This is a genomic window from Entomomonas moraniae (assembly GCF_003991975.1).
Classification (GTDB): Bacteria; Pseudomonadota; Gammaproteobacteria; order Pseudomonadales; family Pseudomonadaceae; genus Entomomonas; species Entomomonas moraniae.
This window is the reverse complement of record NZ_CP029822.1, coordinates 2,436,478-2,462,128: the sequence shown is the minus strand read 5'-3', so window position 1 is coordinate 2,462,128 and position 25,651 is coordinate 2,436,478. Positions and strand designations below refer to the sequence as shown.

Annotated in this window: 22 protein-coding genes; 7 read left to right on the top strand and 15 right to left on the bottom strand. The window is 38.5% G+C overall.

Annotated features, from left to right (window positions below):
• Nucleotides 1-28: 28 nt before the first annotated feature.
• Both gltB and DM558_RS11430 read right to left on the bottom strand, forming a co-directional pair.
• On the bottom strand, nt 29-4,474 hold the full coding sequence (gene gltB, locus DM558_RS11435; protein ID WP_127164123.1) for a glutamate synthase large subunit: 4,446 nt from the start codon (nt 4,472-4,474) through the stop codon (nt 29-31).
• Between the two features lie 244 nt (nt 4,475-4,718).
• The gene (locus tag DM558_RS11430) at nt 4,719-5,621 is read right to left on the bottom strand and encodes a sulfatase-like hydrolase/transferase (RefSeq protein WP_127164122.1); all 903 of its coding nucleotides are present in this window, start codon (nt 5,619-5,621) and stop codon (nt 4,719-4,721) included.
• 566 nt (nt 5,622-6,187) lie between these two features.
• On the opposite strand from DM558_RS11430, the gene DM558_RS11425 reads away from it, so the two are divergent.
• Nucleotides 6,188-6,760, top strand: a complete 573-nt coding sequence (locus DM558_RS11425) for a DNA-3-methyladenine glycosylase I (RefSeq protein WP_127164121.1) — start codon at nt 6,188-6,190, stop codon at nt 6,758-6,760.
• 22 nt (nt 6,761-6,782) lie between these two features.
• Here the strand turns inward: DM558_RS11425 and mscK are convergent, their stop codons facing one another.
• The 3 genes from mscK to DM558_RS11410 all read right to left on the bottom strand — a co-directional run bounded on the left by mscK (nt 6,783) and on the right by DM558_RS11410 (nt 11,616).
• Nucleotides 6,783-10,058, bottom strand: coding sequence for a mechanosensitive channel MscK (gene mscK / locus DM558_RS11420; protein ID WP_164731452.1), 3,276 nt, complete (start codon nt 10,056-10,058; stop codon nt 6,783-6,785).
• Between the two features lie 61 nt (nt 10,059-10,119).
• The gene (gene alr, locus DM558_RS11415; RefSeq protein ID WP_127164119.1) at nt 10,120-11,190 is read right to left on the bottom strand and encodes an alanine racemase; all 1,071 of its coding nucleotides are present in this window, start codon (nt 11,188-11,190) and stop codon (nt 10,120-10,122) included.
• 72 nt (nt 11,191-11,262) lie between these two features.
• Nucleotides 11,263-11,616 (bottom strand): RidA family protein, encoded by a 354-nt coding sequence (locus DM558_RS11410; RefSeq protein WP_109701589.1) that lies wholly within the window; start codon nt 11,614-11,616, stop codon nt 11,263-11,265.
• Between the two features lie 310 nt (nt 11,617-11,926).
• On the opposite strand from DM558_RS11410, the gene DM558_RS11405 reads away from it, so the two are divergent.
• Both DM558_RS11405 and DM558_RS11400 read left to right on the top strand, forming a co-directional pair.
• Nucleotides 11,927-12,979: a sterol desaturase family protein gene (locus DM558_RS11405; protein WP_109701590.1), complete on the top strand. Its 1,053-nt coding sequence runs from the start codon at nt 11,927-11,929 to the stop codon at nt 12,977-12,979.
• Nucleotides 12,980-13,011: 32 nt separating this feature from the next.
• The gene (locus tag DM558_RS11400; RefSeq protein ID WP_127164118.1) at nt 13,012-13,476 is read left to right on the top strand and encodes an AraC family transcriptional regulator; all 465 of its coding nucleotides are present in this window, start codon (nt 13,012-13,014) and stop codon (nt 13,474-13,476) included.
• Between the two features lie 109 nt (nt 13,477-13,585).
• Here DM558_RS11400 and rpsT read toward each other — a convergent pair whose 3' ends face one another.
• Nucleotides 13,586-13,864, bottom strand: coding sequence for a 30S ribosomal protein S20 (gene rpsT / locus DM558_RS11395; RefSeq protein WP_127164117.1), 279 nt, complete (start codon nt 13,862-13,864; stop codon nt 13,586-13,588).
• Between the two features lie 254 nt (nt 13,865-14,118).
• Between rpsT and murJ the strand changes: the two genes are divergently transcribed.
• Complete coding sequence (gene murJ, locus DM558_RS11390) at nt 14,119-15,684, top strand: murein biosynthesis integral membrane protein MurJ (protein ID WP_127164116.1); 1,566 nt, start codon at nt 14,119-14,121, stop codon at nt 15,682-15,684.
• Nucleotides 15,685-15,741: 57 nt separating this feature from the next.
• Here murJ and DM558_RS11385 read toward each other — a convergent pair whose 3' ends face one another.
• Nucleotides 15,742-17,049, bottom strand: coding sequence for a chloride channel protein (locus tag DM558_RS11385; protein WP_164731451.1), 1,308 nt, complete (start codon nt 17,047-17,049; stop codon nt 15,742-15,744).
• A gap of 150 nt (nt 17,050-17,199) precedes the next feature.
• Nucleotides 17,200-18,030 (bottom strand): aldo/keto reductase, encoded by an 831-nt coding sequence (locus tag DM558_RS11380; protein WP_127164114.1) that lies wholly within the window; start codon nt 18,028-18,030, stop codon nt 17,200-17,202.
• Between the two features lie 185 nt (nt 18,031-18,215).
• Between DM558_RS11380 and DM558_RS11375 the strand changes: the two genes are divergently transcribed.
• The 3 genes from DM558_RS11375 (at nt 18,216) to groL (ending at nt 20,800) form a co-directional block, all read left to right on the top strand.
• A complete protein-coding gene (locus DM558_RS11375) occupies nt 18,216-18,653 on the top strand; it encodes an FxsA family protein (protein ID WP_127164113.1) in 438 nt (145 codons plus the stop codon).
• A 172-nt stretch (nt 18,654-18,825) separates the two neighbouring features.
• Nucleotides 18,826-19,119: a co-chaperone GroES gene (locus DM558_RS11370; RefSeq protein WP_109701597.1), complete on the top strand. Its 294-nt coding sequence runs from the start codon at nt 18,826-18,828 to the stop codon at nt 19,117-19,119.
• A gap of 34 nt (nt 19,120-19,153) precedes the next feature.
• The gene (gene groL, locus DM558_RS11365) at nt 19,154-20,800 is read left to right on the top strand and encodes a chaperonin GroEL (protein WP_127164112.1); all 1,647 of its coding nucleotides are present in this window, start codon (nt 19,154-19,156) and stop codon (nt 20,798-20,800) included.
• 174 nt (nt 20,801-20,974) lie between these two features.
• Here the strand turns inward: groL and DM558_RS11360 are convergent, their stop codons facing one another.
• From DM558_RS11360 to lptM, 7 genes are all read right to left on the bottom strand, one after another.
• Complete coding sequence (locus DM558_RS11360; RefSeq protein ID WP_228411737.1) at nt 20,975-21,313, bottom strand: DUF7079 family protein; 339 nt, start codon at nt 21,311-21,313, stop codon at nt 20,975-20,977.
• Nucleotides 21,314-21,389: 76 nt separating this feature from the next.
• Entirely contained in the window at nt 21,390-21,668 is a 279-nt protein-coding gene (locus DM558_RS11355) for a hypothetical protein (protein WP_127164111.1), read from the bottom strand.
• Between the two features lie 99 nt (nt 21,669-21,767).
• Complete coding sequence (gene xerC / locus DM558_RS11350) at nt 21,768-22,691, bottom strand: tyrosine recombinase XerC (RefSeq protein WP_127164110.1); 924 nt, start codon at nt 22,689-22,691, stop codon at nt 21,768-21,770.
• A gap of 3 nt (nt 22,692-22,694) precedes the next feature.
• A complete protein-coding gene (locus tag DM558_RS11345; protein WP_127164109.1) occupies nt 22,695-23,372 on the bottom strand; it encodes a DUF484 family protein in 678 nt (225 codons plus the stop codon).
• Nucleotides 23,369-24,196 (bottom strand): diaminopimelate epimerase, encoded by an 828-nt coding sequence (gene dapF, locus DM558_RS11340; RefSeq protein ID WP_127164108.1) that lies wholly within the window; start codon nt 24,194-24,196, stop codon nt 23,369-23,371. The genes DM558_RS11345 and dapF overlap by 4 nt, the downstream gene beginning before the upstream one ends.
• A 9-nt stretch (nt 24,197-24,205) precedes the next feature.
• The gene (gene lysA / locus DM558_RS11335; RefSeq protein ID WP_127164107.1) at nt 24,206-25,453 is read right to left on the bottom strand and encodes a diaminopimelate decarboxylase; all 1,248 of its coding nucleotides are present in this window, start codon (nt 25,451-25,453) and stop codon (nt 24,206-24,208) included.
• On the bottom strand, nt 25,453-25,641 hold the full coding sequence (gene lptM, locus DM558_RS11330; RefSeq protein ID WP_127164106.1) for an LPS translocon maturation chaperone LptM: 189 nt from the start codon (nt 25,639-25,641) through the stop codon (nt 25,453-25,455). The genes lysA and lptM overlap by 1 nt, the downstream gene beginning before the upstream one ends.
• Between the last annotated feature and the right edge of the window lie 10 nt (nt 25,642-25,651).

Below are 25,651 nucleotides of genomic sequence, written 5' to 3'. Positions count from 1 at the left end.
GATAATAAGATTATCTCTCTGATATTTTTTATTGTGGGTTAGCCTGTGTACTGCTCAATAACATTTTCAAATTAGCAGCTTTAGGCTTAACTAACCAGAAACTACGGATATAATCATCAAGGTTATCAGCAATTTCTTTACCCCAAGCGCTGTCTGTTTCTACAACATACTCATCGAGCACGGTTTGTAAATGATTACGATAAGCTTCCATGGTTTCTTTACTAATTCGCTGAATTTCGACAAGATCATGATTGACTAAGTCAACGAAGGTGCGGTCTAGATCGAGAACATAAGCAAAACCACCGGTCATCCCTGAGCCGAAGTTGTAGCCTGTTTTTCCTAGTACACATATAAAGCCGCCGGTCATGTATTCGCAGCAGTGGTCTCCTGTTCCTTCAACGACGGCATGTGCACCTGAGTTTCTCACACCGAAACGCTCGCCTGCTGTTCCTGCGATAAAAAGCTTTCCACCGGTTGCACCATAAAGGCAAGTATTACCAACAATGGCAGATTCTTGTGTTTTGAATGTGCTTTCTTTGGGAGGGGTGACGACAATCTTACCACCTGTCATGCCTTTTCCTACATAGTCGTTGGCATCACCTGTTAAGTGTAGGTGTAAGCCTCCTGCATTCCAAACTCCAAAGCTTTGCCCTGCTGTTCCATTGAATCTGAAAACGATAGGGTTTTGAGACATGCCTTGATTGCCGTGAATTTTGGCGATTTCTCCGGAAACCCTTGCGCCGATAGAGCGATTACAGTTTCCGATATTTAGTTCAAACTCACCACCAGATAAGGAGATAATCGCAGGCATGGCCATTTCAACCATTCTTTCTGCGAGTTCGCCCTTGTCGAAGGGTGGGTTGTTCTCTACTTCACAGAATTGAGGTTTATCTTTGATTTCTTTGTTGGCGAGTAAAGGGGAAAGGTCTAAATTGGTTTGTTTATCGGTTTCTCCGGGAAGCACTTCTAATAGATCCGTGCGTCCGATAATCTCAGATAGGCTTGAAAAGCCTAATTTAGCGAGCCATTCACGGGTGTCTTCAGCAATAAATTTGAAGAAGTTAGTAATCATTTCTACTGTGCCGATAAAGTGTTCTTGGCGAAGAATATTGTTTTGAGTTGCAACACCTGTAGCACAGTTATTAAGGTGGCAAATACGTAAGTATTTACAGCCTAATGCAATCATAGGCGCTGTTCCAAAACCAAAGCTTTCAGCCCCTAAGATAGCGGCTTTAATAACATCAAGCCCAGTTTTTAAACCTCCATCCGTTTGAACCCTTACTCTGTCACGTAGGTCATTACCCCTTAACGTTTGATGGGTTTCGGCAAGGCCAAGCTCCCATGGAGCACCTGCGTATTTGATAGAAGAAATGGGTGATGCTCCCGTACCACCATCATAACCTGAAATCGTAATGAGGTCAGCGTAAGCTTTTGCAACCCCCGCTGCAATTGTACCGACACCAGCCTCTGCAACTAATTTGACAGAGACTAGTGCGCTTGGGTTTACTTGTTTTAAGTCAAAGATAAGCTGAGCTAAGTCTTCAATCGAGTAAATGTCATGATGGGGTGGCGGAGAAATAAGTGTAACCCCAGGGACGGCATAACGTAAGCGAGCAATTAAGCCATTAACTTTCCCCCCTGGCAATTGTCCTCCTTCGCCAGGTTTGGCGCCTTGAGCTACTTTGATCTGTAGTACTTCAGCATTAACAAGGTACTCAGGTGTTACACCGAAACGACCTGTAGCCACCTGTTTGATTTTTGACATTTTGATGGTGCCATAACGTGCAGGATCTTCACCGCCTTCCCCTGAGTTAGAGCGTGCCCCAAGGCGATTCATGGCTTCGGCTAATGCTTCGTGCGCTTCTGGCGATAACGCGCCAAGTGAAATACCCGCGGAGTCAAAGCGTTTTAGAATAGACTCGATAGGTTCTACCTCGTCTAAAGCTAAGGCATGATCCGCTGTCTTTACATGGAATAAATCACGAATCATGGCAACAGGACGGGTATCTACTGCATGGGTATATTCTTTAAATTTCGCATAGTTACTGGTTTGTACAGCCTCCTGAAGGAGTTGTACAACATCAGGATTGTAGGCATGGTATTCACCGTTGTGAATAAACTTTAACAGGCCACCCGTTTGGATCGTTTTTCTATTGTCCCATGCTTCTTTAGCAAGCAATGTTTGTTCTGCTTCTAGGTCTTTAAAACGAGCACCCTCGATACGACTAGGGACTCCTCGAAAACAGAGATTAGTTACTTCTGATGCTAAGCCTATAGCTTCAAAAAGTTGTGCTCCCCGGTAAGAGGAAATAGTAGAAATACCCATTTTAGAAAGGATTTTTTTAAGTCCTTTAGAAATGCCTTTACGATAGTATTTAAATATCTCGTACACATCCCCATCAATGTCACCATTACGCACTAAATCAGCCAATACTTCGTAAGCTAAATAAGGGTAGATAACGCTTGCACCAAAACCTACCAATACCGCAAATTGATGTGGGTCGCGTGCAGTTGCAGTTTCTACGAGGATGTTACAGTCACAACGTAGGCCAGTTTCAATAAGGTGGTGTTGAACAGCACCAACAGCCAAGGCTGCATGAATTGGTAGTTTGTTAGGCGCAATGTTACGGTCAGTTAAGATAAGTTGGCTTTTGCCATTTTTTACAGCGGTTTCCGCTTGTTCAACAATTTGTTTTATTGCAGCTTCTAAACCAATATTAGCATCATAGTTAAGATCTATTATCTCTTTAGCGAAACCCTCACGTTGCATATTAAGAATTGTCTGCCATTTAGCGGGTGAAATAATAGGGCTGGTTAAAATAGCGCGATTAGCATGTTCAGGTGCTTCATCGTAGATATTGTATTCTGGCCCTAAACAGGTTTCTAACGACATTACGACTTCTTCTCGTAATGGGTCAATAGGCGGGTTCGTAACTTGTGCAAATTGTTGGCGGAAGTAGTCATAAACGGAGCGGACACGGCCCGAAAGCACGGCCATTGGAGTATCATCACCCATAGAACCTACGGCTTCTTGCCCTTGTTCTGCTAAAGGGCGTAATACTTGATCGCGCTCTTCAAACGTTACTTGGAACATTTTCATGTATTGAGCGAGTTGCTCACCTTCGTAGCGAGCTTCGCCTTGTAGGCTATCATTTAGTGTGGCTTGAATACGTAAAGCATTTTGTTTTAGCCATTGTTTATAAGGGTGTCTAACTTTTAGCTTGTCATCAATCGCTTGGGTATTTAGCATTTCTCCCGTATGAGTATCCACTGCTAATATTTGCCCTGGACCAACACGACCTTTGGCGATAACATCTTTTTGATCATAATTCCAAACTCCCACTTCAGACGCTAATGTGATATAGCCATTTTTGGTGGTTACCCAGCGAGCAGGACGTAAGCCATTTCTATCTAACAGGCAGACTGCATGGCGCCCATCCGTAAGTACTACGCCGGCGGGGCCATCCCAAGGTTCCATATGAATGGAGTTGAATTCATAGAAGGCACGTAAGTCAGCATCAATGGTTTCAACGTTTTGCCATGCTGGCGGAATCATCATCCTTAATGCACGGAAGATATCCATACCACCAGTGACTAATAACTCTAGCATATTATCCATGCTAGCAGAGTCAGATCCAGTGCTATCAATAAGCGGGTCTAATTCTTCTAAGTTAGAGAGTAGGGGGTTAGTAAAGTTTTTACGACGTGCTAATGCCCAATTGCGATTTCCTGTGATGGTGTTGATTTCACCATTGTGGGCTAAAAAGCGAAAGGGTTGGGCAAGGCGCCACCTTGGCAGTGTATTGGTAGAGAACCGTTGGTGGAATACACAAATAGCTGTTGTCATGCGATCGTCATTCAGGTCAGGATAGAACTGTGCAATATCCGCAGGCATCATCAGGCCTTTGTAAATAATATTTTTTCCCGATAAGCTACAGACATAAAAATCTGAGTGATCTTTAAGTGCTATCTCTGCGCGGCGGCGAATAAAGAATAATTTAACTGCGAAAGCTTGGTCTGATAGACCATCACCAGTCATAAAGACTTGTTCAATACGGGGTAGTCTTTCTAAGGCTAATGGGCCTAATACTGAAGCGTCCGTAGGGACTTCTCGCCAACCGATTAGTTTTAAGCCATTGGCTACAATTTGTTGGTTGATTTGCTCTCGTTCTTTATTAGCTAATTCTTCATTATTACTTAAGAACAGCATGCCTACTGCATATTGTACAGGTAGTTCAGCTTGAAATTGTTCTTTGGCTATTGTTCTTAGAAAGGAGTCTGGTTTTTGTAGAAGTAAACCACAACCATCGCCTGTTTTTCCATCAGCGTTGATACCACCGCGGTGAGTCATACAGGTTAGTGCTTCGATAGCTGTTGCTAAAAGATGGTGACTCGCTTCACCTGTCATGTGAGCGATCAGGCCGAATCCACAGTTATCTTTAAACTGCTCTGGAGAGTATAAACCTGTATTCATAGTAGTTCCTGTCAGCTAATCCCATGGTTAATATAGATATTGTTATTTAGAGAGCTTTATTTAATAGTGTTATTTATTAATAAAGGAGACATATTATAAAATTATTTTTATAATATGCAAATAATGTATGCATTATGCGTAAAATGCATACATATTGATGGATAGAGGATTACGTGCAGTTTAGACGATATGATATAGCTATGTCTATGGAACTATTAGAAAATAAATTTTCATAATAGTTCTGTTAGTCTTTTATTTTAAAGTGTACCCAGCCAACGCTAGCATCACTCATTTGTTTTGTTTTAAATAGAGCAATTTCATCAGCTTTAAAGAGTGGGGGCGGATGATCTCCTACGATAATCACCTCAACACCATGCATTTCAGGTGAACTAATAAGGGCAGCTATATCATCAAATAACTGAGTTTGGAGCATAAAATTATGGCAAGCATCGCCATCGGAGAGATTATGTGTTTTACAATTAAATCGAGTATTATGGATGTCTTTAGTGTAGTAACTGTAATGAGAAGTTAATGTTAACCAGTAGTTAAATAATTTTTTATCTTGAGTAAATGATTGTTTGATAAAAGGAATAATATCCCAATCACAGGCACCATCAAAAGCAATACACTTGTTGGGAAGCTTGAAGTCTTCTTGAAAAAGGTCCTTTTTAAAACCTGCTTTAGGATACCACTCTTTACGCCCATAAATAGTACTTCCTCCTCCGTGAAAGGAAGTGGTTTGATAGCCAAGGCTGTTTAATTGGTGAGGTAAGCAATTTTGAAAGCCTGTTTTTATTTGATAAAGATCAACCGTTTCTGGGTGGAGCTGGCAAAGCTCTCGAAGCTCCCCTTCTACCGTGAATCCTCTAAAAGGCATTGATCCTTGGTGAAAGAACTCTAGTTCATTAAATTTTTCTTTAACGTTCTTTAAGATATCTTCTTGAATATTTGAGTTTAATGGTTGTCCCCATGACTCCACAACAATTAATAAGAGTTTTTTGTTGAGCAATTTTTGGTCTTTAAGTGCTTCGCTCCAAGGTTTTGTCGCTTGTTTATAGGAAGTTGGTATTAATAGATCACCACCTAGGAGGCTAGAGAAATTAGCCTCTTGATTTTTAATGAAAAAAGTAATATTGCTGCTTAGCAAAGAGGTCCTATAAAATCTTGAGTCTGGATTATTATCTTGGGTAATAAAATAATATAGAGTGTTAAAAATAACTAAGCAAATGCCAAAACTTAATAAGCTTTTAAAAGTAAGTTTTACAGAGAGTTTTAATGACAGAACAATTTCAATAAATAAAATAAATATAATAATGATGCCGTAGGTTAAAAATAACTTAGGTCCAGAAAAAATAAAGCTAATAAGATAGAAAGTATCTCTAAAGTGTAAATTAGGAAAGTGTTGTAAAGTAATTAGTAAGAGGTCAATGGCAAAAAGGATGATGAATAGAACAATGCCAATAGTTTTAATTATTTTATTTTTAAAAGTGAAACATAAAAGCGGAAATAGATAGTCTATATTGATGAAAGCCCTATCATCTCCTGTCCAATACGTTGCGAGTATGAAGAAAATATTAGGTAAGATGAAAAATATAAAAGTAGTTAGAAGGATTCTTCGCATTTTGTTATGAAAAACGTTAGGTTAAATGAGAATTATAAGTTAATTTATTAAGTATTGTTAGACTTTAATCGTAATTGACGAGGTGAGTAAGCATGAATAATCAAACACGTTGTTTTTGGTGTACAGCTGACCCTGAGTATACAGCATATCACGATACAGAATGGGGACAGCCTTGTTACGATGAGCATAAGTTATTTGAAATGCTTTTATTAGAGGGATTTCAGGCGGGACTCTCATGGATTACTGTCTTAAAAAAGCGTGCGCGATATCGACAGGTATTATTTGATTTTGACCCTCAAAAAATAGCCACTATGTCTGATGAGTATATTGAGATATTGATGCAAGATGAGCAAATTATTCGTAACCGCTTAAAACTTAAAGCTGCGCGCAAGAATGCTCAAGCTTGGCTTAAATTGAATAATCCAGTTTCTATTATTTGGTCATTTGTTGGGGGCAGCCCTCAAATTAATCATTTTAAAGCTCATACAGAAATTCCTGTAATGACGAAATCGTCGCAGGAAATGAGTAAAGCGCTAAAAAAAATGGGCTTTTCTTTTGTGGGGCCGACGATTTGTTATGCTTATATGCAGGCAATAGGGATGGTGATGGACCATACAACAGATTGTTTTATGTATCAGCGGTGTGTAGATAAGGCTGTAGTGTGAAAACTACAACCTTAATCAACGATTAACTTTCTTTTGGTGTCGTTGGGGCTGGTAAGAGTAATTCTTTTCCCTCACTGTTTTTTAAAGTAACATCAATTTGGTGAAATGGCATATTGATATTTTCTTTTCTAAATACAGCTAAGATCTGTTGGTTTATTTCATCAGTTGCAGCACTACGATCTGCTATTTCGTTAACCAGCATAGTCAGCTCAAAGTCTAATGTATCTACACCAAAATTGACGAATGACACGGATGGGCCAGGGTCTTGAATAACGCGCGGATTTTGCTGCGCTATTTGTAAGAGAGATTGTTTAACTTTGTCTATATCAGAGTCGTAATCAACACCAATTTTTAATGTGATACGTGTAATGGTGTCGGTCAATGTCCAATTGATGATTTGTCCTGTGGCGAATGTGGTGTTGGGAATAATAACTTCTTTTCTTTCGCCATCAGTAATGTGTGTCGCTCTGATTTGGATACGATTAACAGTCCCAGTTACACCACCAACAGTAATTCTGTCTCCGATACGAACGGGACGTTCAAATAATAAAATAATACCGGATACAAAGTTTTTGAATATCTCTTGTAAACCAAAGCCGAGACCTACAGAGAGTGCGGCGACGAGCCATTGTAGTTTAGACCAACTCACGCCCAGTAACCCGAGTGATGAAGAGAATCCCGCGGCAATAATAATATAAGTGAGTAATGTAGTAATTGCATAAGAAATACCACGATCTAAATTTAGCCTTGATAAAATAGCTACTTCCAGCAAACCTGGTATATTTCTGGTGAGTACAACCGTTAATACAGCAATGACAATGGCAATAATAAAGACTTTAAGGGTTAAAGGTACTAGTGTCGTGCCGTCAAGCCCAACATATTGATAAAGTGTAATAGAGTCTAAATAAGAGAATACGGCTAATACATCAGACCATATCCAATAAAGAAGAAAGGCAAAAACAACAAATAAACTAAGACGGATTAAACGTAGAGATTGTTGATTGATTTCTTGAATATCTAAAACGTGTTCTTCAACAACCTCCTCTTCACCTTCTTTTGTTTGGGCTTTATTTTTACGTTTTTCGAGGATACGTTGGAATGCTATACGTCGTGCAGCGACACTCAGACCTCGGATAAGCAAAGCTTCTAATACAGCCCATGCCATTAATGTATAAAGCGTATCAATTAAACGTGCCGTCAATCGAACAGAGGTATAATAGTAACCTGCAATGGTTGCAATCATTAGTGAGAAAGGTAATAGTACAATGGCAATAGCGATAATCCATCGAAAAGTATTGAAATAATTGCGTGCCTCTTTTGAAAAAGTTGTACGCGCTAAAATAATTGTAAGAAGCAAATAACAGATAATCACTGTCATCATACCCAAAACATCTTTGGATAAGTTTCCTAGTAGTTTGCTGGCAATGCTAACAACGGTCATTAAGATAAGCGCTAGTATTCCTATCTGGAAGATTTGTTTTCTTAAAGCGTTAACTTGTTTTTCACTCCATTTAAAATGAATAATAGCGACTCCATCAGGAGATAATAAACGATAACAGGTATAGAAGAATAGCCATCCTAACGCAAGTTCTAGTAACGCACTGCCAATAGCGAGGTTTATTTCTTGAGTATCCAGTGAAAGAGAAAAGCCCGCGGAGGCTAAAGCTAAACTAACGGGGAGGGCAAGTAAAATATTGAATAAGATAGCGAGTGGTGTGTGCAGCTGTGTATCATGCTTGACGTTACCGACATCATTATTAATGGCTGTTATTTTATTTGTTAAATAACGGCGCTTCCAGACAAGTACTATAATCAGTACAATCAGGGGGCAGAAAATCCATAATTTTTCTGACAGACTGGTATAGATATTATTAAGTGTTTCTTTCCAAGAAATACTGCCCACTTCAGCTTTGAGGTTGGCAGGCATTTGTTTTAACCATGTAAAATCTAAAGCAGAGTTACTGGGTAACCAAAACATCTTTTCATCTATTTCAGATGAAATTTGAGTGACTTTAGTTTGTAATTGTTGGTAGGTGAGCTGTAAGTTAACTGCTCCTGTTGTAAGGCTATTTAATGAGTGTTGAAGTTGACTAAAAAGATCTTGTCTTGTTCGAGCAAGCTCTAACAATTGTTCACGTAATGTATCATCTACTTGATTGTTAGCCAGTAGCTTATTGACATAAGTAGTAGGGCTAATAAAGAGTGTCTGTTGCTCATTAAGTTGGAATTGATAGAGTCTTAAGTCCGCAATCTCATCAATGAGGCCAGTATCCTCTGTTAAAGTGGGCAATGCTTGTTTTTGTTGGTAAAGAATCCGTGAAAGGAAAATACTATTTTTTAAGGCAATACTTTGTTCGGTGAGTGTCTCTTGAATCTTTTGTGTTGCAGAAAGTTGTTGTTTAGCCGTTTGACTTAAGTTAGTGATTTCATTTAGGCGGGCATTACCCTTAGCTAAATATTCAGATAATTTAAGATTTATTTCACTTTCTTGTCGAAGTAATGTATCGGTTTGGTTGTCTTGATGTTCGGCTAGCTCCTGTACTATCTTTTCAGTAGCTTCTGTTCGGCGAGAGTTGATAAGTGTTTGAAGCTGAGCGTTTTCTTGTTGTAATCGATTAATTTTCTCAGTCAGTAAATTTCGAGAACTTGTTGCATGTTCCTGTAATACAGTAGCGCTAGAGAGTTCTTGGGTCAATAAGTTAATTTGTGCTTTGATAGACGATTGTTCTGCTTCTAGTTTTGATGTTGCAGCCTGTGTTTGTTGGATTTTAAGTGTATCTGTAATTTCCTGACTGCGACTTTGTAATTTGCTGATTTGGGCCTGTGCATCTTCTGGGAGGGTTTGTAATTTTTGAATAATGTTATTAGCACTGGCGAGCTCTGTTTGCCAACCGTCGATCGTTGTATTATTTTCAGTGAGGCGTGTTTGTAGTTCTGTGTCGGTTATTTTTTCATCTACCTTTAGCGGGGTAGGAGGCGTTGCAATGAGCTTTTCAAGCTGTTGGCGATATTCGGTAGTTTGTTGTGGTGCTTCTACTAATTGTTTTTTTAGGTTGGTTAGTTTTGCAATAGCCTCATCACGCGTTTTAATAAACTGAAGTGCTTGTTCAAGATTAGTTTTTGCTGTTGCCGCCTCAGTTGCTGGCAAGTTTTGTGAGGGTAGCTCTTTTAGTTGTTGCTCAATACTTTCTGTTGTAATGGCATTGGCACTGCTTGGTGCTGTACTACCTACTGTTGCAGCAATACTCTGTAAAGAGATAATAGACAAAATTAGAACGATATATCTCAAGCATTTCATGACCAGTATATCCATTATTAAATTAATATATTTTTATTATGCCCTTTTCATAGATTTGGGGCTAGCTAGTAAAACGTCTAGGTACGCGCTTGATGTTACAAAATAATTGGTAAGGAATTGTTTGGGCAAGCAATGCAACATCGCTGGCCAAAATATTTTTTCCCCAAAGCTCTACGTCACTGCCTAATCCCGCTTGTGGCAGATCGGTTAAATCAACTGTGAGCATATCCATTGAGACTCTTCCGATAAGGCGTGTTTTTTCTCCTGCTACCATGATAGGTGTATCATTAGGGGCATGTCGCGGATATCCATCGGCATAGCCCATTGCAACAACGCCGATACGAGAGGGTTTATTTGTTGTATAAAGGCCACCATAGCCGATACTTTCACCCTGAGGAAGTGTACGAACAGAAATAATTTTAGACTGTAAAGTCATAACGGGTTGTAGCTGATTCGTACTATGTTGTGGATGTTCAAAGGGGGATGCACCGTATAACATTATTCCAGGGCGTACCCAATGGCTTTTTATTTCTGGCCATGCTAAAAGCGCCGGAGAGTTACACACGCAGGTTTCGAGGTTTAATTTATTGGCAACTTCTTGAAATGCACTGTACTGTTTTTTGGTGTAATCTATTTCTAATTCGTCAGCACGAGCAAAGTGAGTCATTAAGGTAGTATTGGCAATTTTCTTGGTTGCAAGTAGTTGATAATAAGCAACTGGGATATCTTCAGGAAAAAAACCAACCCGATGCATACCTGAGTCCATTTTTAAAAAGATAGTTAATGGCTTCAGAAGCTTAGCTTTTTCAATGGCTGAGATTTGCCAATGTGAATGAATAACAGGCCATAAATTATATTGGTCAATTTGTGCTAGCTCACACTCTTCAAAGAAACCTTCAAGAAGTAGAATAGGGTTTAAAATACCGGCTTCTCTCAGCTCTAAGGCTTCCTCTAAAAACGCCACAGCAAAAACTTTTGTTTCTTTTTCTAATGCTCTTGCACACTCCACCGCACCATGTCCGTAGGCATCTGCTTTAATAACTGCTATGGCCTTACTGCCAGATAATGAGCTAGCGAGTTGGTAGTTTAGGCATAAAGCTTTTAAGTCAATAGTTGCTTGTGCTGGGCGCATAATAAGACTCTGCAAGTAAAATCAAATAAAGAAGCTAGCTATTACATAAAGGTAATAGCTAATAAATAGTGATTAGGGTAAACAAGCCACAATGCATATTTCAACCAATAGTTCAGGTTCGCAAAGTTTTGCCTCAACAGTTGCCCGTGCGGGCGTAACGCCCTCGGGTAGCCATGTATCCCATATACGATTCATGCTTTCAAAGTCTTTTTCTATATTTTTAAGGTAAATAGTGGCGGATAAAATACGCGTTTTATCTGTACCTGCCTCGCTTAAATACTTTTCAATGGAGGCTAATACTTCTTTTGTTTGTTTTTCTATGTTCCCTTCCACGTCCTGACAAGTTTGGCCTGCAAGGTAGACGAATCTATCGTGAATAACCGCCTGACTCATGCGTTTATTAGAATGTAGTCGTTTGATTGACATAAGTAATCCCTCTGTATTTTATTTATACGTTTTTAGTTATAATTTCAGTCTTAAGTTTTCTATTATATCACTGAAATCCATACTGGACTTCACCATAGTGATTCTGTATGAATATAAGTATGTATAAATATTTATTTTTCTAATAGAGATAACAGATTGAATAAGTTGTAGATAGATATTTGGTAAGGAACTTGCAATTTTTTCAAAAAGAAGTTGTCCTAATAAATCATTCTATGGATATATTTACACTGTTCTATATGGCTTTTAATATTAATTTAAAGTGCCTAAAAAGTCATAAGGGGAGTATCTTATGTTGTTTTCATTTTGGACTGAATGGTCTGTTTCGCTTGGTAACTATATCGTTGCCCCTATTTTAAATTTTTTACATTTGAATGGATTGACGGACAGCCCAGAGGAAATTGCTTCTGCATTTATGACGGGAGCATTGCAACTTTGTCTAATCGGCTTTTTATTTCGACCTTTAGAGTCATGGTTTCCTGCAGAGAAATGGGCTGATAGACGTTATGCCAATAAAGATTTTCATTTAACATGGATTATGGTTGTTGGCTTATTCCCACTGTTTATGTTTTTAATACTAACCCCCATCGTTAACTTATTAACAGGTGGAGCCTCTACAGGTGAAGAGGTGGAAGGGTGGAGTTTAAGAACACAATTTTCTTGGTTAGATAGCCACCCGATTATCTTTTTCTTGGTTTATTATCTAGCCTATGATTTTGTTTATTATTGGATGCATCGTCTAGCACATTTTCTACCTTGGTGGTGGGCTATGCACAGTGCTCATCACAGTCAAAAACAAATGAGCTGCTGGTGTAATGACAGGACTATTTATTTAGATGGTATTTTACAGTCTTTTATCTTAGCGGGTGTTGGCGTTTTCTTTGGCGTTAGAGCTGATGAGTTTGCTTGGTTTATGCTGTTTGGCGAGTTGATTCAAAACTTTTCCCATGCCAATGTACGTTTTGGTTTTGGCCCTATTTTAAATAAAATTATTATTGATCCTAAATTTCATCGTTTGCATCATATGCGTTTTAACCCCGATCGCCCCACATTGCATAACTGTAATTTTGGGGAGGTATTTCCAATTTGGGATATCATTTTTGGTACCGCACTTTATAAAGAGCCATTGCATCCAACAGGGGTCGATGATCCGATGGTGGATAAAGATAACGAGTTAAATATTGTGCAGTTACAAATAGAAGGACATAAACGTTTTTGGCATGCGTTTCGAAGAAAGTCTGGTTGGAAAATAGGTGAGGTTATTTTTAGCGAGAAATATGAACCTATTCATGTGGATAATTCAGCACCTCATCCTGCTGCTGATGAACTTTCTCATAGCAAATAGAAACGATTATTCCGTGTGCATGAAGAACTTTTATGCTTGTTGAAATTGTCCAGTTTCCTTTAACGAAGGTAGCAGCTATTGAGCATTTTGGTTCTTCGGAAACGGAGTGTGAAAGTGTTGCCAAACTGATTCATTGGCGAAAAGAGAATGGATACCTTAACCAGCAGAAGTATCAGTGTTATGGTATTCATTACACTAATCCTAAGTCCATAGCGCCAGAGTTGCATCATGTTGATTTTTGTATTTCTATGGATGATCCAGTTTTAACAAATAATTATGGTGTTATGGCTAAGACTATTCCTGCACTACGATGTGCAAAAGCCAGAGATATAGGGTCAAGAAGTAATAATAAAGCTATTATTTATTTGTTGGAAACCTGGCTCCCAAACAGTAATGAAGAGATGGGTGTATTCGCGCCGATCTTTCATTATGTGAATGTTGGATCAACTCTTTGTGAAAGTGAAATGATTACAGATGTTTATCTTCCTTTAAAATAAGATTTATTCATCTATTTGAGCTTTTACTGGATTGATTTTGGGCGTAGGTAAAATTTTGATAATAAAAAACCGACAATAATGTCGGTTTTTTATTTTAAAACTGTTTAAACTAAGCGGCAGAAGCTTGGCTCAAAGTTTTAAGGTGAGCGTTTAAACGGCTCTTATGACGTGCAGCTTTGTTTTTGCTGATAATTCCTTTGTCTGCAATACGATCGATTACAGGCACAGCCTTAGCAAAAGCTTCTTTAGATTTTTCTAAGTCTTTAGTTTCTAAAGCCTTAACTACGTTCTTGATATATGTACGAACCATAGAGCGTAGGCTGGCATTGTGAGCGCGTTGCTTTTCAGCTTGCTTAGCGCGTTTTTTAGCAGAAGGGGTATTTGCCACCTTTCAACTCCTTGAATAAAACGAGATTAATAAAATTAAGGGCGGCAATATTGCCCTTTTTATAAAAAAAAGTCAAGCACTTTGTTCGAGCGCTTTATAAATATCTAAAACAGAGTTTAATATAACTTAAATTAGTGATTTAATAAAGTGATTATAGTATATAACGAACCTTATTGGTTTTTACCTTTCTAAAGTGCTTACTTTGAATATCTGATATAAGCATCTCGTGCCGTAATCTAGGAAATATTTTTATCATGACAGAATCAGTCGAACCTGAAAAAGCAAAGAGTGGCGGTTTATTACGCTCTAGTATGGTTGTGAGTTTAATGACCCTCTTATCCCGTATTTTAGGGATGGTCCGAGATGTTGTTATTGCTCGCTATTTTGGTTCAAATTCGGCAGCAGATGCTTTTTTTGTTGCTTTTCGTATCCCTAATTTTTTGCGTCGATTATTCGCCGAGGGTGCTTTTGCACAAGCATTTGTTCCTGTTTTGTCGGAGTATCGAACGAAATATACGTTGCAAGAGGTTAAGTTATTAGTTGACCGAACAATGGGAACACTGGGGATCGTTTTGGCTGGGATAACGGCATTTGGTGTTATTTTTGCCCCTTATATTATGATGGTTTTTGCTCCTGGATTTCATAATGACACTTATAAAATGGAGTTGGCAGGGCAACTATTACGAATTACCTTTCCTTATCTTATGTTTATTTCATTAACTGCGTTTTGCAGTGGTATTTTAAATAGCTATGGAAAGTTTGCAGTCCCTGCGGTTACCCCAGTACTATTAAATATCAGTATGATTGCGGCCACCGTGCTTATGAGTCCTTATTTTAATGAGCCCGTGATGGCGCTAGCATGGGGTGTTTTTATTGCAGGGGTTGCACAGTTTTTATTCCAGTTGCCTTTTTTGGTCAAGATAAGGCTATTACCGCGACCAAGATTACATAAAGATGAGGGGGTAAAGAAGATTTTAATGCTTATGTTACCTGCCTTATTAAGTGTTTCGGTGAGTCAAATAAATTTATTGCTCGATACTATCTTGGCTTCTTTTTTAAGGCCTGGTAGTGTTTCTTGGTTGTATTATGCCGATCGCCTCTCTGAGCTCCCTCTTGGTGCTTTTGGTATTGCCATTGGAACAGTGATTTTGCCTAGTCTATCAAGACAGCATGCAGGTCAAGATCCTAAAGCATTTTCGGCGACAATAGATTGGGCGATGAGGATGGTTTTATTGGTGGGGGCTCCAGCAGCTTTAGCTTTAGCACTCTTATCAGAACCACTTATTGCAACACTCTATAATTATGGAAAAATGACAACTTATGCTGTTGAACAATCCGCAAGGGCTTTAGAGGCATTTTCCGTGGGTGTTTTAACCTTTATGCTAATTAAAGTATTGGCTCCTGGTTATTTTGCTCGCCAAGATTTAAAAACACCTGTAAAAATAGCTATTATTTGTATGATCGCCAACATGGGGTTCAATTTAGTGTTGATCTGGCCTTTAGAACATGTAGGGTTAGCATTAGCTACATCACTTTCTTCTGTATTAAATACTGTATTGTTGTTGTGGGGGCTTCGCAAGTCAGGTGTTTATAAGCCTCATGCAGGATGGTGGCTATTTATTATAAGACTATTAGGGGCTTGTGGAGTGATGGCCGCTTTGATTTTATGGATGAATGCTCCTTCAGCAGATTGGTTTGTTTGGGGATGGAAAAAGCGTGTTCTAGAAATGAGTATTTTGGTAATTGCAGGAATAGTTATATTCTTTGCTGCATTGGGCTTATTTGGTATGAGACCTAAACACTTTAAACAACAGGTTTAGTTTTGATCGCTTATGCTTATCCATTTTAAACAAGGTAAGCATAAGCGGTATGATATCTTATGTTGGCGTTTTGTTACTTGCTAACTCAGCAGGGATATCTTTTAATGCATCATCTGCCAGATCGTGATAGAACATTGTGTTAAATATTCTAGCAATATAGTCGGCTAACACTGCGGCGACTAATACTACGAAAATAATAGTGTGGTTGCCTGTCATCTCTATCATAATAAAAGTAGCCGTTAGCGGGGCTCTTGTGATGGCCGCGAGCACTGCAACCATTCCTAAAATAAGCGTTAACGTTTGGTAGTCGGGGGCGATAAAGTCTGTAAAACAATTGCCAACTCCTGCACCTAAAGAGAGTGAAGGTGAAAAAATGCCGCCAGGTACTCCCGTTAATGAAGAAGATAGAAAAGCAATGAACTTTAATGGCATATAATACCAAGCAACATTGACTTCATTGTGAAGCATCTGTTGGGTTAGATCTGCTCCACTACCAAAAATAGGTGCAAAATTACCACATAAGGCTAATAAAAGTGCGCAACCTATTACAAAATAGTAGGGATGTGATTTTTTAAACCGTATAATAATTTTAGGAAGCCATTTATTAGGCTTAACCATCAGCCAAGAGAGTGCCCCACCTATGAGTGCACTGATAATAATAACCAATAGTGCAATAGGAATGTATTTGAGCGTAATATCTAGAGAAACATTAACATAGCCGAAATAACTACTTTTTCCATTGCACCAATAGGCCGTAAATCCCGCGAGCATAATCGCAACAGCTACGTGTGATGCTGTTTTGTACTCTACGGATCGCCACATTTCTTCAAACGCAAACATTACCCCTGCCATGGGGGCATTGAATGCAGCAGCAATACCCGCTGATCCACCCATGATGATAAGTTGGCGCCGAGTAGCAACTACATCTGTTGGTAAAAAACGACGAAAGGTATACATAATACTGGCACCAATCTGTACCGTTGGACCTTCAAGTCCAACAACAAAACCAGAGCCCAGTCCTAGAATGATGGCAAAAAATTTTGCAACTGCGAGTTTAAGATTAATAAACCAATGTATTTGTTTTAGGTTGTCTGCAACGTCTAATGCGGCAATAGCTTGTTGAATGCCACTACCTTCGGTGCCTGCACCCACTTTTCGCATAAACCATGTCAGGAATATTCCGGCTATGGGTGTGAATACGAAAGGAAACCAAGGGTATTTCTGTGCGGTATCAATAAAGAATCCATACGCAATGGCTGAACATTGTGCTAATAAAAAGGCCATCAAGCCTATTAAAACAGCACCAAACCACCAAAGTAAATGATGCCAGTCTCTTAAATGATGTTTTCGAGTGAAAGATGTCATTGGATTGTTCATCTAAATACCAGCTACGCTACTAAAGGGGTAAAGAATAAAGTGAAATATAGAGTGAATTATCTTTTTTTACACGTAAGTATGAAATACGGCTTTTAGTTAATAGCCCGCCGTATTTTTTTGGTGGGCTATTAAAAAAGTTTATTCTTCTGAATAGGTATCAGGGTCTTGTGTAGGGGCTATATGCTTATCCAACGTTGAAATCAATAACATATCTTCTTTATCCAAGGAAAAATCAAAAATATTTAGATTTTCTAACATGCGTAGAGGATTAGATGATTTAGGTATTACACTATTGCCTAACTGTAAATGCCAACGTAACACAATTTGAGCTGTTGTTTTTCCGTGCTTTGCGGCTAGTTTTAGTAGTATGGGGGTATTAAGTAAGCCAGAGCCTCTGCCTAACGGACTCCAGTCTTGGCAAGTAATGTTATATCTGTTGAGCCACTGACGTGTCTCTGTTTGTGGAAGGCAAGGGCTTAGCTGTATTTGATTAACGGCGGGTATTACGTTTGTTTCATCAATAATACGACAAAGATGTGCTATTTTAAAATTAGAAACACCAATAGCCTTAATTAGGCCTTTATTGTATAAAGTAATAAAGGCTTTCCATGTTTCAATATAAAGATTTTTCTGGGGTAAAGGCCAATGGATAAGGTACAGATCAAGGTAATCTAACTGTAATTTTTCTAATGTTTGATAAAAAGCATCAAGGGTACTTTGATAACCATGAGCGGCACCGCGTAATTTACTAGTAATAAATAGCTCCGAACGGTTAACTTTAGATTGTTTAATCCCTTTGCCCACAGCCTCTTCGTTTTCATAGCGAGCGGCAGTATCTATTAAGCGATAACCTTTTTCAATAGCGGTCGCAACTGCGTTGGTACAAGCTTCTCCTATTAAAGGCCAAGTGCCAAAGCCTACTGCTGGTATTTTTACCCCATTGTTGAGTGCGATTAGTTTGGTATTCATAAAACTCTCCATTTTCTGGTTAGTGAAGCGTTATGTTTTTATGTTTAATAGCCAATAGTTTTTGTACTGAATGAATAGAATGCTGATTTACTAAAGTTTTGAAATGTATTTTTTAATTGTTTAGATTGAATATTCTATAGTATATCCCTAACTTAATTAAAGTGAATGCAAAAAATGGGGGAACTATGAAGTTTTTTGGAGTGTATTTTATCATTGAGATTATTTTATTGGTCGTTGCCGGTCGATTTCTCGGTGTGTGGCTGACATTATTTATTATTGTGGCGACCAGTATTTTTGGTGTACTTATTCTTCGTTTAGCAGGTTTTTCGACCATGATAAAAGTTCGTCAAAAAGTGGCTCAAGGTGAGGCTCCTAATGCTGAAATGATGAATGGCCTATTACTAGGTGTTGGTGGTGGTTTATTATTCTTACCAGGGTTGTTAGGAAATATATTGGGGCTTTTGTTGGTATTACCTATAACAAGAAAATCGTTTATTGAGTATGCCAAAAAACTCTTGAATAAATATAAGCCTGCGCCTAATACAACTTATACAAACTCGCCAGAGAGTGCCTATTCTAAGGTAGAAGTAATAGAGGGAGAGTGGGAAAGAAAAGATAAATAAAAAAATAATAAATTATTCCCCTTGAATTATTATTTTTTGCCCTTATTTAGATTACACAGATTATTAATACAGCGTATTTTATACTCTGTATTTATTATATTGCTTCTGTTAGATACATAGCATGAGCATTTTCATTTAGGTAAATTATTATTTTGTTTAGGAGAGTTTGGATATGAAACTTCGTCCATTGCATGACCGAGTTGTCATTCGCCGTAGCGAAGAAGAGACAAAAACGGCTGGTGGTATCGTATTACCAGGTTCAGCAGCAGAGAAACCTAATCAAGGTGAAGTTGTTGCCATCGGTACAGGCCGTGTATTAGATAACGGTGAGGTTCGCCCTCTAGCCGTTAAGGTTGGAGACAGAGTTGTATTTGGCCCATATTCTGGAAGTAACACCATCAAAGTAGATGGCGAAGAATTACTCATTATGGGTGAGAATGAAATTCTTGCTGTTGTCGAAAAATAATTAAACCGATTACTAAGAGTTGAGGAATAGATAAATGGCTGCTAAAGAAGTGAAATTTGGCGATTCAGCACGTAGAAAACTACTTGTAGGTGTTAATACATTAGCTGATGCAGTGAAAGCAACACTAGGCCCTAAAGGGCGTAATGTGGTTTTAGAGCGCAGTTTTGGCGCGCCTTTAATTACTAAAGATGGTGTTTCTGTTGCTAAAGAAATCGAATTAAAAGATAAAATTGAAAATATTGGTGCGCAATTAGTTAAAGATGTCGCTTCAAAAGCAAATGATGCGGCCGGTGATGGTACTACAACTGCGACAGTACTTGCTCAAGCAATCGTAACTGAAGGCTTAAAATCAGTAGCTGCTGGTTTAAATCCAATGGATTTAAAACGTGGTATTGATAAAGCAACCACTGCAATTGTTGAGGAAATTAAGAAATTATCTAAACCTTGTGAAGATACTAAGTCTATTGCGCAAGTAGGTACAATTTCTGCTAACTCTGATGATTCTATCGGTAATATCATTGCGGAAGCAATGGAAAAAGTAGGTAAAGAAGGTGTTATTACTGTTGAAGAAGGTTCAGGTTTAGAAAATGAACTTTCTGTTGTAGAAGGTATGCAGTTTGACCGTGGTTACCTATCTCCTTACTTTATCAATAAGCCAGACACTATGTCAGCTGAAATTGATAGCCCTTATATCTTACTCGTTGATAAGAAAATCTCCAATATCCGTGAGTTATTACCCGTATTAGAAGCAGTGGCTAAATCTGGTCGTCCTTTATTAATCATCGCTGAAGATGTTGAAGGCGAAGCATTGGCAACATTGGTTGTTAATAACATGCGTGGTATTGTTAAAGTGGTTGCTGTTAAGGCTCCTGGCTTTGGTGATCGCCGTAAAGCAATGTTACAAGATATCGCTATTTTAACAGGTGCTACAGTTATCAGTGAAGAAGTTGGTTTAAGCTTAGAAAGCACAACATTAGAACATTTAGGTACTGCAAAACGTACTGTGTCTAATAAAGAAAACACTACGGTGATTGATGGTGCTGGTAACCAAGCAGATATTGAAGCTCGCATCAAACAAATTCGTGCTCAAATCGAAGAAACAACATCTGATTATGACCGTGAAAAATTACAAGAGCGTCTTGCTAAATTAGCAGGCGGTGTTGCGGTCATTAAAGTAGGTGCGGCAACTGAAGTTGAAATGAAAGAGAAAAAAGCACGTGTTGAAGATGCGTTAAGTGCTACTCGTGCTGCAGTTGAAGAAGGTGTTGTGCCTGGAGGTGGTGTTGCATTAGTTCGTGCTTTAGAGTCTATCAAAGACCTTAAAGGCGCTAATGAAGAGCAAACTGTAGGTATTAATATTTTACGTCGTGCAGCTGAATCACCACTTCGCCAAATCGTTGCTAACTCAGGTGATGAAGCTTCTGTTGTACTTGATAAAGTAAAACAAGGTAAAGGTAATTACGGTTACAATGCTGCAACTAGTGAGTATGGTGATATGATTGAGTTCGGTATCATTGACCCAGCAAAAGTAACTCGTAGTGCATTACAAGCAGCCGCTTCTATTGCTGGTTTGTTAATTACAACTGAAGCGATTGTTGCTGAATTACCTGAAGATAAAGCAGCTCCTGCAATGCCTGATATGGGTGGCATGGGCGGTATGGGTGGCATGGGTATGATGTAATACCTAGGTTACTTGTTAAAAAACCCACCTTTATGGTGGGTTTTTTATTATTAATTAAGGAATATTAGATGGAGTACAAAATTATTATGGTCACTTACTGATAAGGAATTAGATGTCACTATTCAATCAAAATGACATTTCTTTGTCATTACCCTTGCTTGGTAGTATAGGGTTTTACAAGAGTTTTTTTAACTCAAGCCAATCAGGTTTTACTTTCTCTCTAAGGTAGTATTTCTTTAATTTTGTGATAAATCCATTTTTTCTTGGTTGTGATCTAAACTCAATTATATCTTTCCATAATATGTTCGGTTTGAATCCTGCCCATACAGTTGGGATTGGAGTACAAAGATTAGGATAGCAAACGGGAGTGATCCATTCAAAAAAAATGTATTCAACAAGATCAATAGGAAAGTTTTTGGCGATGGAGGCTATATAATTATAATCAACCTCATTATCAATAAAAATATCAGATAATGCTTCGCATAAATCGATGACAGAGATATTATTTGGCATGCCGTTGGGTTAATCAAACGTTACCCTATTATAGATTAGAGTATAGGATAACGTTGATCATTAAAATGTATATTGATTAGTTGTTGTTGGCAATATTATTAATAATGGCTAAGGCTTGTTCAGAACTAGCAATACAGTTTTTAATATCACCTGCTTTTTTGTAGTTCTGTGCACTTTGGTATAACGTTCTAATTTGACTTAACTCAGGCTCGCCTGTTGTTACACCAAACTCTGCCTTGTAATTTGATATTTTGTTTAAATTAATGTCACAAAGGTTATTATCGCGCTCTTTATTGCTGTGTTGACTACAGCCTAACATGAGGAGACTAATAACAGCGATAGCTAGAATTTTCATTTTTTCACTTCCTTAAATAAATTAATAGACCGTGACAGACAAGCCAATCATAATGGCTTTTACTTCTTATAAGTATATCAGTTTTATTACAACCATAGATTAATCTTTAGATGATGGTTTATTCTTTTCCTCTTTTTTGTGATGGGCTCTAGGATGTGCTTGATCATAAACGTTAGCCAAGTGTTGAAAGTTTAAGTGTGTATAAATCTGAGTTGTTGAAATATCGGCATGGCCTAATAGTTCTTGTACTGCGCGTAAGTCTTGTGATGACTCAAGAAGATGGCTGGCAAAGCTGTGCCTTAACATGTGTGGATGCAAGTGCTGTCCTAAAGTGCTGGCGCCAGCCTGTTTAACTCTTAGCTCTACCGCCCTAGGCGTTAGTCGAGTTCCCCGCTGACTAATAAAAACGAAGTTTTCTTTAGGGTGACCTTGGAGACGGGTTGTTAACCATGTTGTTAATGCTTCTTTTGCTTTTCTACCTATTGGTAGTTCTCGAGTTTTATTACCTTTTCCTAAAACACGAACCGTTTGATTTGATAGATCTAAATCAGGCAACATAAGATTTACGAGTTCAGACAGTCGTAAGCCTGACGAATAAAATAATTCTAAAATGGCATGGTCGCGATGATTAATAAACTCATTGTCAGAGATATTAGGTGTATCGAGTAGTTGCTGAGTACGGTCAATGTCAAGTAATTTGGGTAAGCGTTTTTCTGATTTAGGTGCAATAATACCCAAACTAGGGTCTTTAGTGCAGATACCTTCTTTAATTAAATAGCGGTATAAGCCTCTTAGTGAAGAAAGAAGGCGTCCTAAGCTTCTAGCGGATAACCCTTGCTTATGAAGTTTACTGATCATTAATCGGACATGATGAGTCGAAACTTCAGACCAATAAGGAATCTGTTCAGCTTTGCACAGGGCGATTATTTTACATAAATCCCGTCGATACCCATCCAGTGTATGGGGGGAAACCTGCCGTTCAATTTGTAAGTAAGCTAAGTAGTTATTTAAATCGTTGAGCATTGATTATACGTGTAATAGTCGTGGGAGAATACGGCATAAAATATCACCAATATGCTGTAAAAATAGAGTGCCCGTTTCTCTTTGGTAACGATATTGATCTTGGCTACCTAATGCTAAAATACCTAATGTATCATTATTTTTAAGAGGCACTAAGGCCGCTGACTTTACTTTGTTTGTTTCATTAAATAAAAAAGCCAAGGCATCTTCTCGAAATTGCCCTGTCGTAATTTTATGGTTTGTTATTAGTGTACCGAGTTTTGATTGTGCTTCATCTATGGCACAGAATCGTCCAGCAGCCAATGGTTTTTCGCTAAATAGAATAAAGCTAACATAATCAATTTTAAAATCGTGACGCAAACTATCTTCTAGTGCAGCTACCAGTGTTTCTAATGAGTCCGCCTCTAGAAGCGCTAGCGTTAAGCGACGAGACTTTTCAAAAAGTTGATCGTTATCTCTGGCGACAGATAAGAGCTGATTAAGTTGTTTTTGCAGCTCTTGGTTAGATGACCTTAAGCGGTTTAGTTGGTATTCTATCAGTGATATTGCTTTTCCAGAATTATGCTGGATACGAATTATTTGTAAAATATCATCGTGCCTAACAAAAAAATCAAGGTGTTGTTTAATATACTCTGCTACCATTTCATCGGTGAGTGAAATGGTAGCGGCGGATGGCTCTGTCATAACTTTATTTTTCCTTCATAGACACTTACAGCATTACCGGTCATAAAAATAGGGTTATCAATGTTATCCCACTCGATAATTAATTTGCCTCCGGGGAGTTGGATATTGACGGGAGAGTCCATCCAGCCATTTTGAATAGCAATTGCAGCAGCAGCACAAGCCCCAGTTCCACAAGCTTGAGTCTCTCCTGCGCCTCTTTCCCATACGCGAAGTTTTGCATTATAACGGTCTATAACTTGTATAAAGCCCACATTCACTCTATTTGGAAAATGGGGGTGAGTTTCTATTTTAGGACCTAATGTTTGTACGGGGGCCGTTTTTAAGTTGGTTACTTGAATAACTGCATGAGGGTTCCCCATTGAGACACTTGAAAGCTCAATAGTTTGCTCTTCAACAAGTAACTGATAGTAGTTTTGTTGTTGTTCACTAATAAATGGTATTTCTTTAGGAACAAAACGTGGGCGCCCCATGTTAACTTTCACCTGATCATCGGGTTGTATCGCAAGCTCAATAATGCCACTTTTAGTTTCTACGATAATGTTTTTTTTATGGGTAAGACGTTTTTGACGTACAAACTTAGCGAAACAACGCGCACCATTTCCACATTGCTCGACTTCAGAACCGTCGGCATTGAAAATACGGTAACAAAAATCGACATCAGGCCGTGAGGGTGGTTCTACTATAAGGAGTTGGTCAAAACCAATCCCCGTATGTCTATTACCCCACTGTTTAACGAGCTTGGGGGTGATTTTTGCTTGCTGTGTGATTAGATCAATGACCATAAAATCATTTCCTAATCCATGCATTTTAGTGAAATGTAACATGCTTATTCCTTAATGGGGTAATAAGTGTTCATTGGCATAGAGTGAGGCAAGTGTTTCGCGATCACGGATAAGGTGTACTTTATTGCCGTCTACAATAACTTCAGCAGCCCGTGCACGGCTATTATAGTTTGAGCTCATCGCAAAACCATACGCACCCGCTGAGAATATAGCAAGTAAATCGCCCTTGTTAATAATCAGTGATCTGTCCTTACCCAAAAAGTCTCCAGTCTCACAAATGGGACCAACAATATCGTACTGCTTGGGTTGTTCCTGTTTTTGAATAACGGGTTGTATATTCATCCATGCCTCATAAAGTGCAGGGCGAATGAGGTCATTCATCGCGGCATCAACAATTGCAAAGTTTTTATGTACTGTGTCTTTTAGGTATTCTACTCGAGTCACTAATATACCTGCATTGGCGACAATATAACGACCGGGCTCAAAAAGTAAAGATAAGTCTCTGCCTACAAGGCGTTCTCTGACAGCTTGAATATACTCTTGGGCAACGGGTGGCTTTTCATCATTATAGCAAACACCTAGTCCACCGCCCAAGTCAAGGTGTTCAATGGTTATTCCTTTTTGAGTTAGTTTGTCGGTTAAAACTAATAATCGATCTAATGCATCTAAAAAAGGATCAAGGGTGGTTAATTGAGAACCTATATGGCAGTCAATCCCTTTAATATCTAGGTTTTGTAGTGTGGCAGCATATTCATAAATACGCTCTGCTTGGGCAATATCAATCCCAAACTTATTTTCTTTTAATCCCGTGGATATGTAAGGGTGTGTTTTTGCATCGACATCTGGATTAATGCGTAATGAGATGGGAGCTTTTTTACCCATTTTTTCAGCGATAGATTGTATACGATCTAGTTCATTAACAGATTCGACATTAAAGCAATAAACCCCGACTTCAAGTGCTCGAGTAATATCATCAAAGGATTTACCGACACCAGAAAATACCACTTTGTTTGCTTTGCCGCCTGCAGCTAAAACTCTTTCAAGCTCACCTCTTGAGACAATATCGAACCCCGCCCCGAGTTCTGCCAAAATATTGAGTATTGCAATATTAGAGTTGGCTTTAACCGCATAACATATTAGGTTTGTTGTTCCCTGTAGAGAGTCTTGGTAACTTTTAAACTGTTCAACAATATGTTTTTTTGAGTAGATGTATGTGGGAGTCCCGAATTGATCAGCAATTGCTATGACTGGGACGTTTTCGGCATAAAGTTGGTTTGCTTGATAAGTAAAAGCGGACATTATTGCGTATCCTCAACTGCTTCTGTTTTTTTTATTTCTTGTTGTGTAGTATTGGTGTGGCTGGGTTGAGTTGTTATAATAGGCTGTTCTTGTTTTTCTGGTAGATATAAAGGGCCTTTCTGTCCGCAAGCTGCGAGCATAAAAGAAGCAACAGTTAACATGATGATAGATAAAAATGATGATTTCATTTCATTAATC

Coding starts and splice junctions, on each gene's coding strand:
- gltB (WP_127164123.1), bottom strand. CDS start 4,474: ATGAATACAGGTTTATACTCTCCAGAGCAGTTTAAAGATAACTGTGGA.
- DM558_RS11425 (WP_127164121.1), top strand. CDS start 6,188: ATGAATAATCAAACACGTTGTTTTTGGTGTACAGCTGACCCTGAGTAT.
- mscK (WP_164731452.1), bottom strand. CDS start 10,058: ATGAAATGCTTGAGATATATCGTTCTAATTTTGTCTATTATCTCTTTA.
- alr (WP_127164119.1), bottom strand. CDS start 11,190: ATGCGCCCAGCACAAGCAACTATTGACTTAAAAGCTTTATGCCTAAAC.
- DM558_RS11410 (WP_109701589.1), bottom strand. CDS start 11,616: ATGTCAATCAAACGACTACATTCTAATAAACGCATGAGTCAGGCGGTT.
- DM558_RS11405 (WP_109701590.1), top strand. CDS start 11,927: ATGTTGTTTTCATTTTGGACTGAATGGTCTGTTTCGCTTGGTAACTAT.
- DM558_RS11400 (WP_127164118.1), top strand. CDS start 13,012: ATGCTTGTTGAAATTGTCCAGTTTCCTTTAACGAAGGTAGCAGCTATT.
- murJ (WP_127164116.1), top strand. CDS start 14,119: ATGACAGAATCAGTCGAACCTGAAAAAGCAAAGAGTGGCGGTTTATTA.
- DM558_RS11385 (WP_164731451.1), bottom strand. CDS start 17,049: ATGACATCTTTCACTCGAAAACATCATTTAAGAGACTGGCATCATTTA.
- DM558_RS11380 (WP_127164114.1), bottom strand. CDS start 18,030: ATGAATACCAAACTAATCGCACTCAACAATGGGGTAAAAATACCAGCA.
- DM558_RS11375 (WP_127164113.1), top strand. CDS start 18,216: ATGAAGTTTTTTGGAGTGTATTTTATCATTGAGATTATTTTATTGGTC.
- DM558_RS11370 (WP_109701597.1), top strand. CDS start 18,826: ATGAAACTTCGTCCATTGCATGACCGAGTTGTCATTCGCCGTAGCGAA.
- groL (WP_127164112.1), top strand. CDS start 19,154: ATGGCTGCTAAAGAAGTGAAATTTGGCGATTCAGCACGTAGAAAACTA.
- DM558_RS11360 (WP_228411737.1), bottom strand. CDS start 21,313: ATGCCAAATAATATCTCTGTCATCGATTTATGCGAAGCATTATCTGAT.
- DM558_RS11355 (WP_127164111.1), bottom strand. CDS start 21,668: ATGAAAATTCTAGCTATCGCTGTTATTAGTCTCCTCATGTTAGGCTGT.
- xerC (WP_127164110.1), bottom strand. CDS start 22,691: ATGCTCAACGATTTAAATAACTACTTAGCTTACTTACAAATTGAACGG.
- DM558_RS11345 (WP_127164109.1), bottom strand. CDS start 23,372: ATGACAGAGCCATCCGCCGCTACCATTTCACTCACCGATGAAATGGTA.
- dapF (WP_127164108.1), bottom strand. CDS start 24,196: ATGTTACATTTCACTAAAATGCATGGATTAGGAAATGATTTTATGGTC.
- lysA (WP_127164107.1), bottom strand. CDS start 25,453: ATGTCCGCTTTTACTTATCAAGCAAACCAACTTTATGCCGAAAACGTC.
- lptM (WP_127164106.1), bottom strand. CDS start 25,641: ATGAAATCATCATTTTTATCTATCATCATGTTAACTGTTGCTTCTTTT.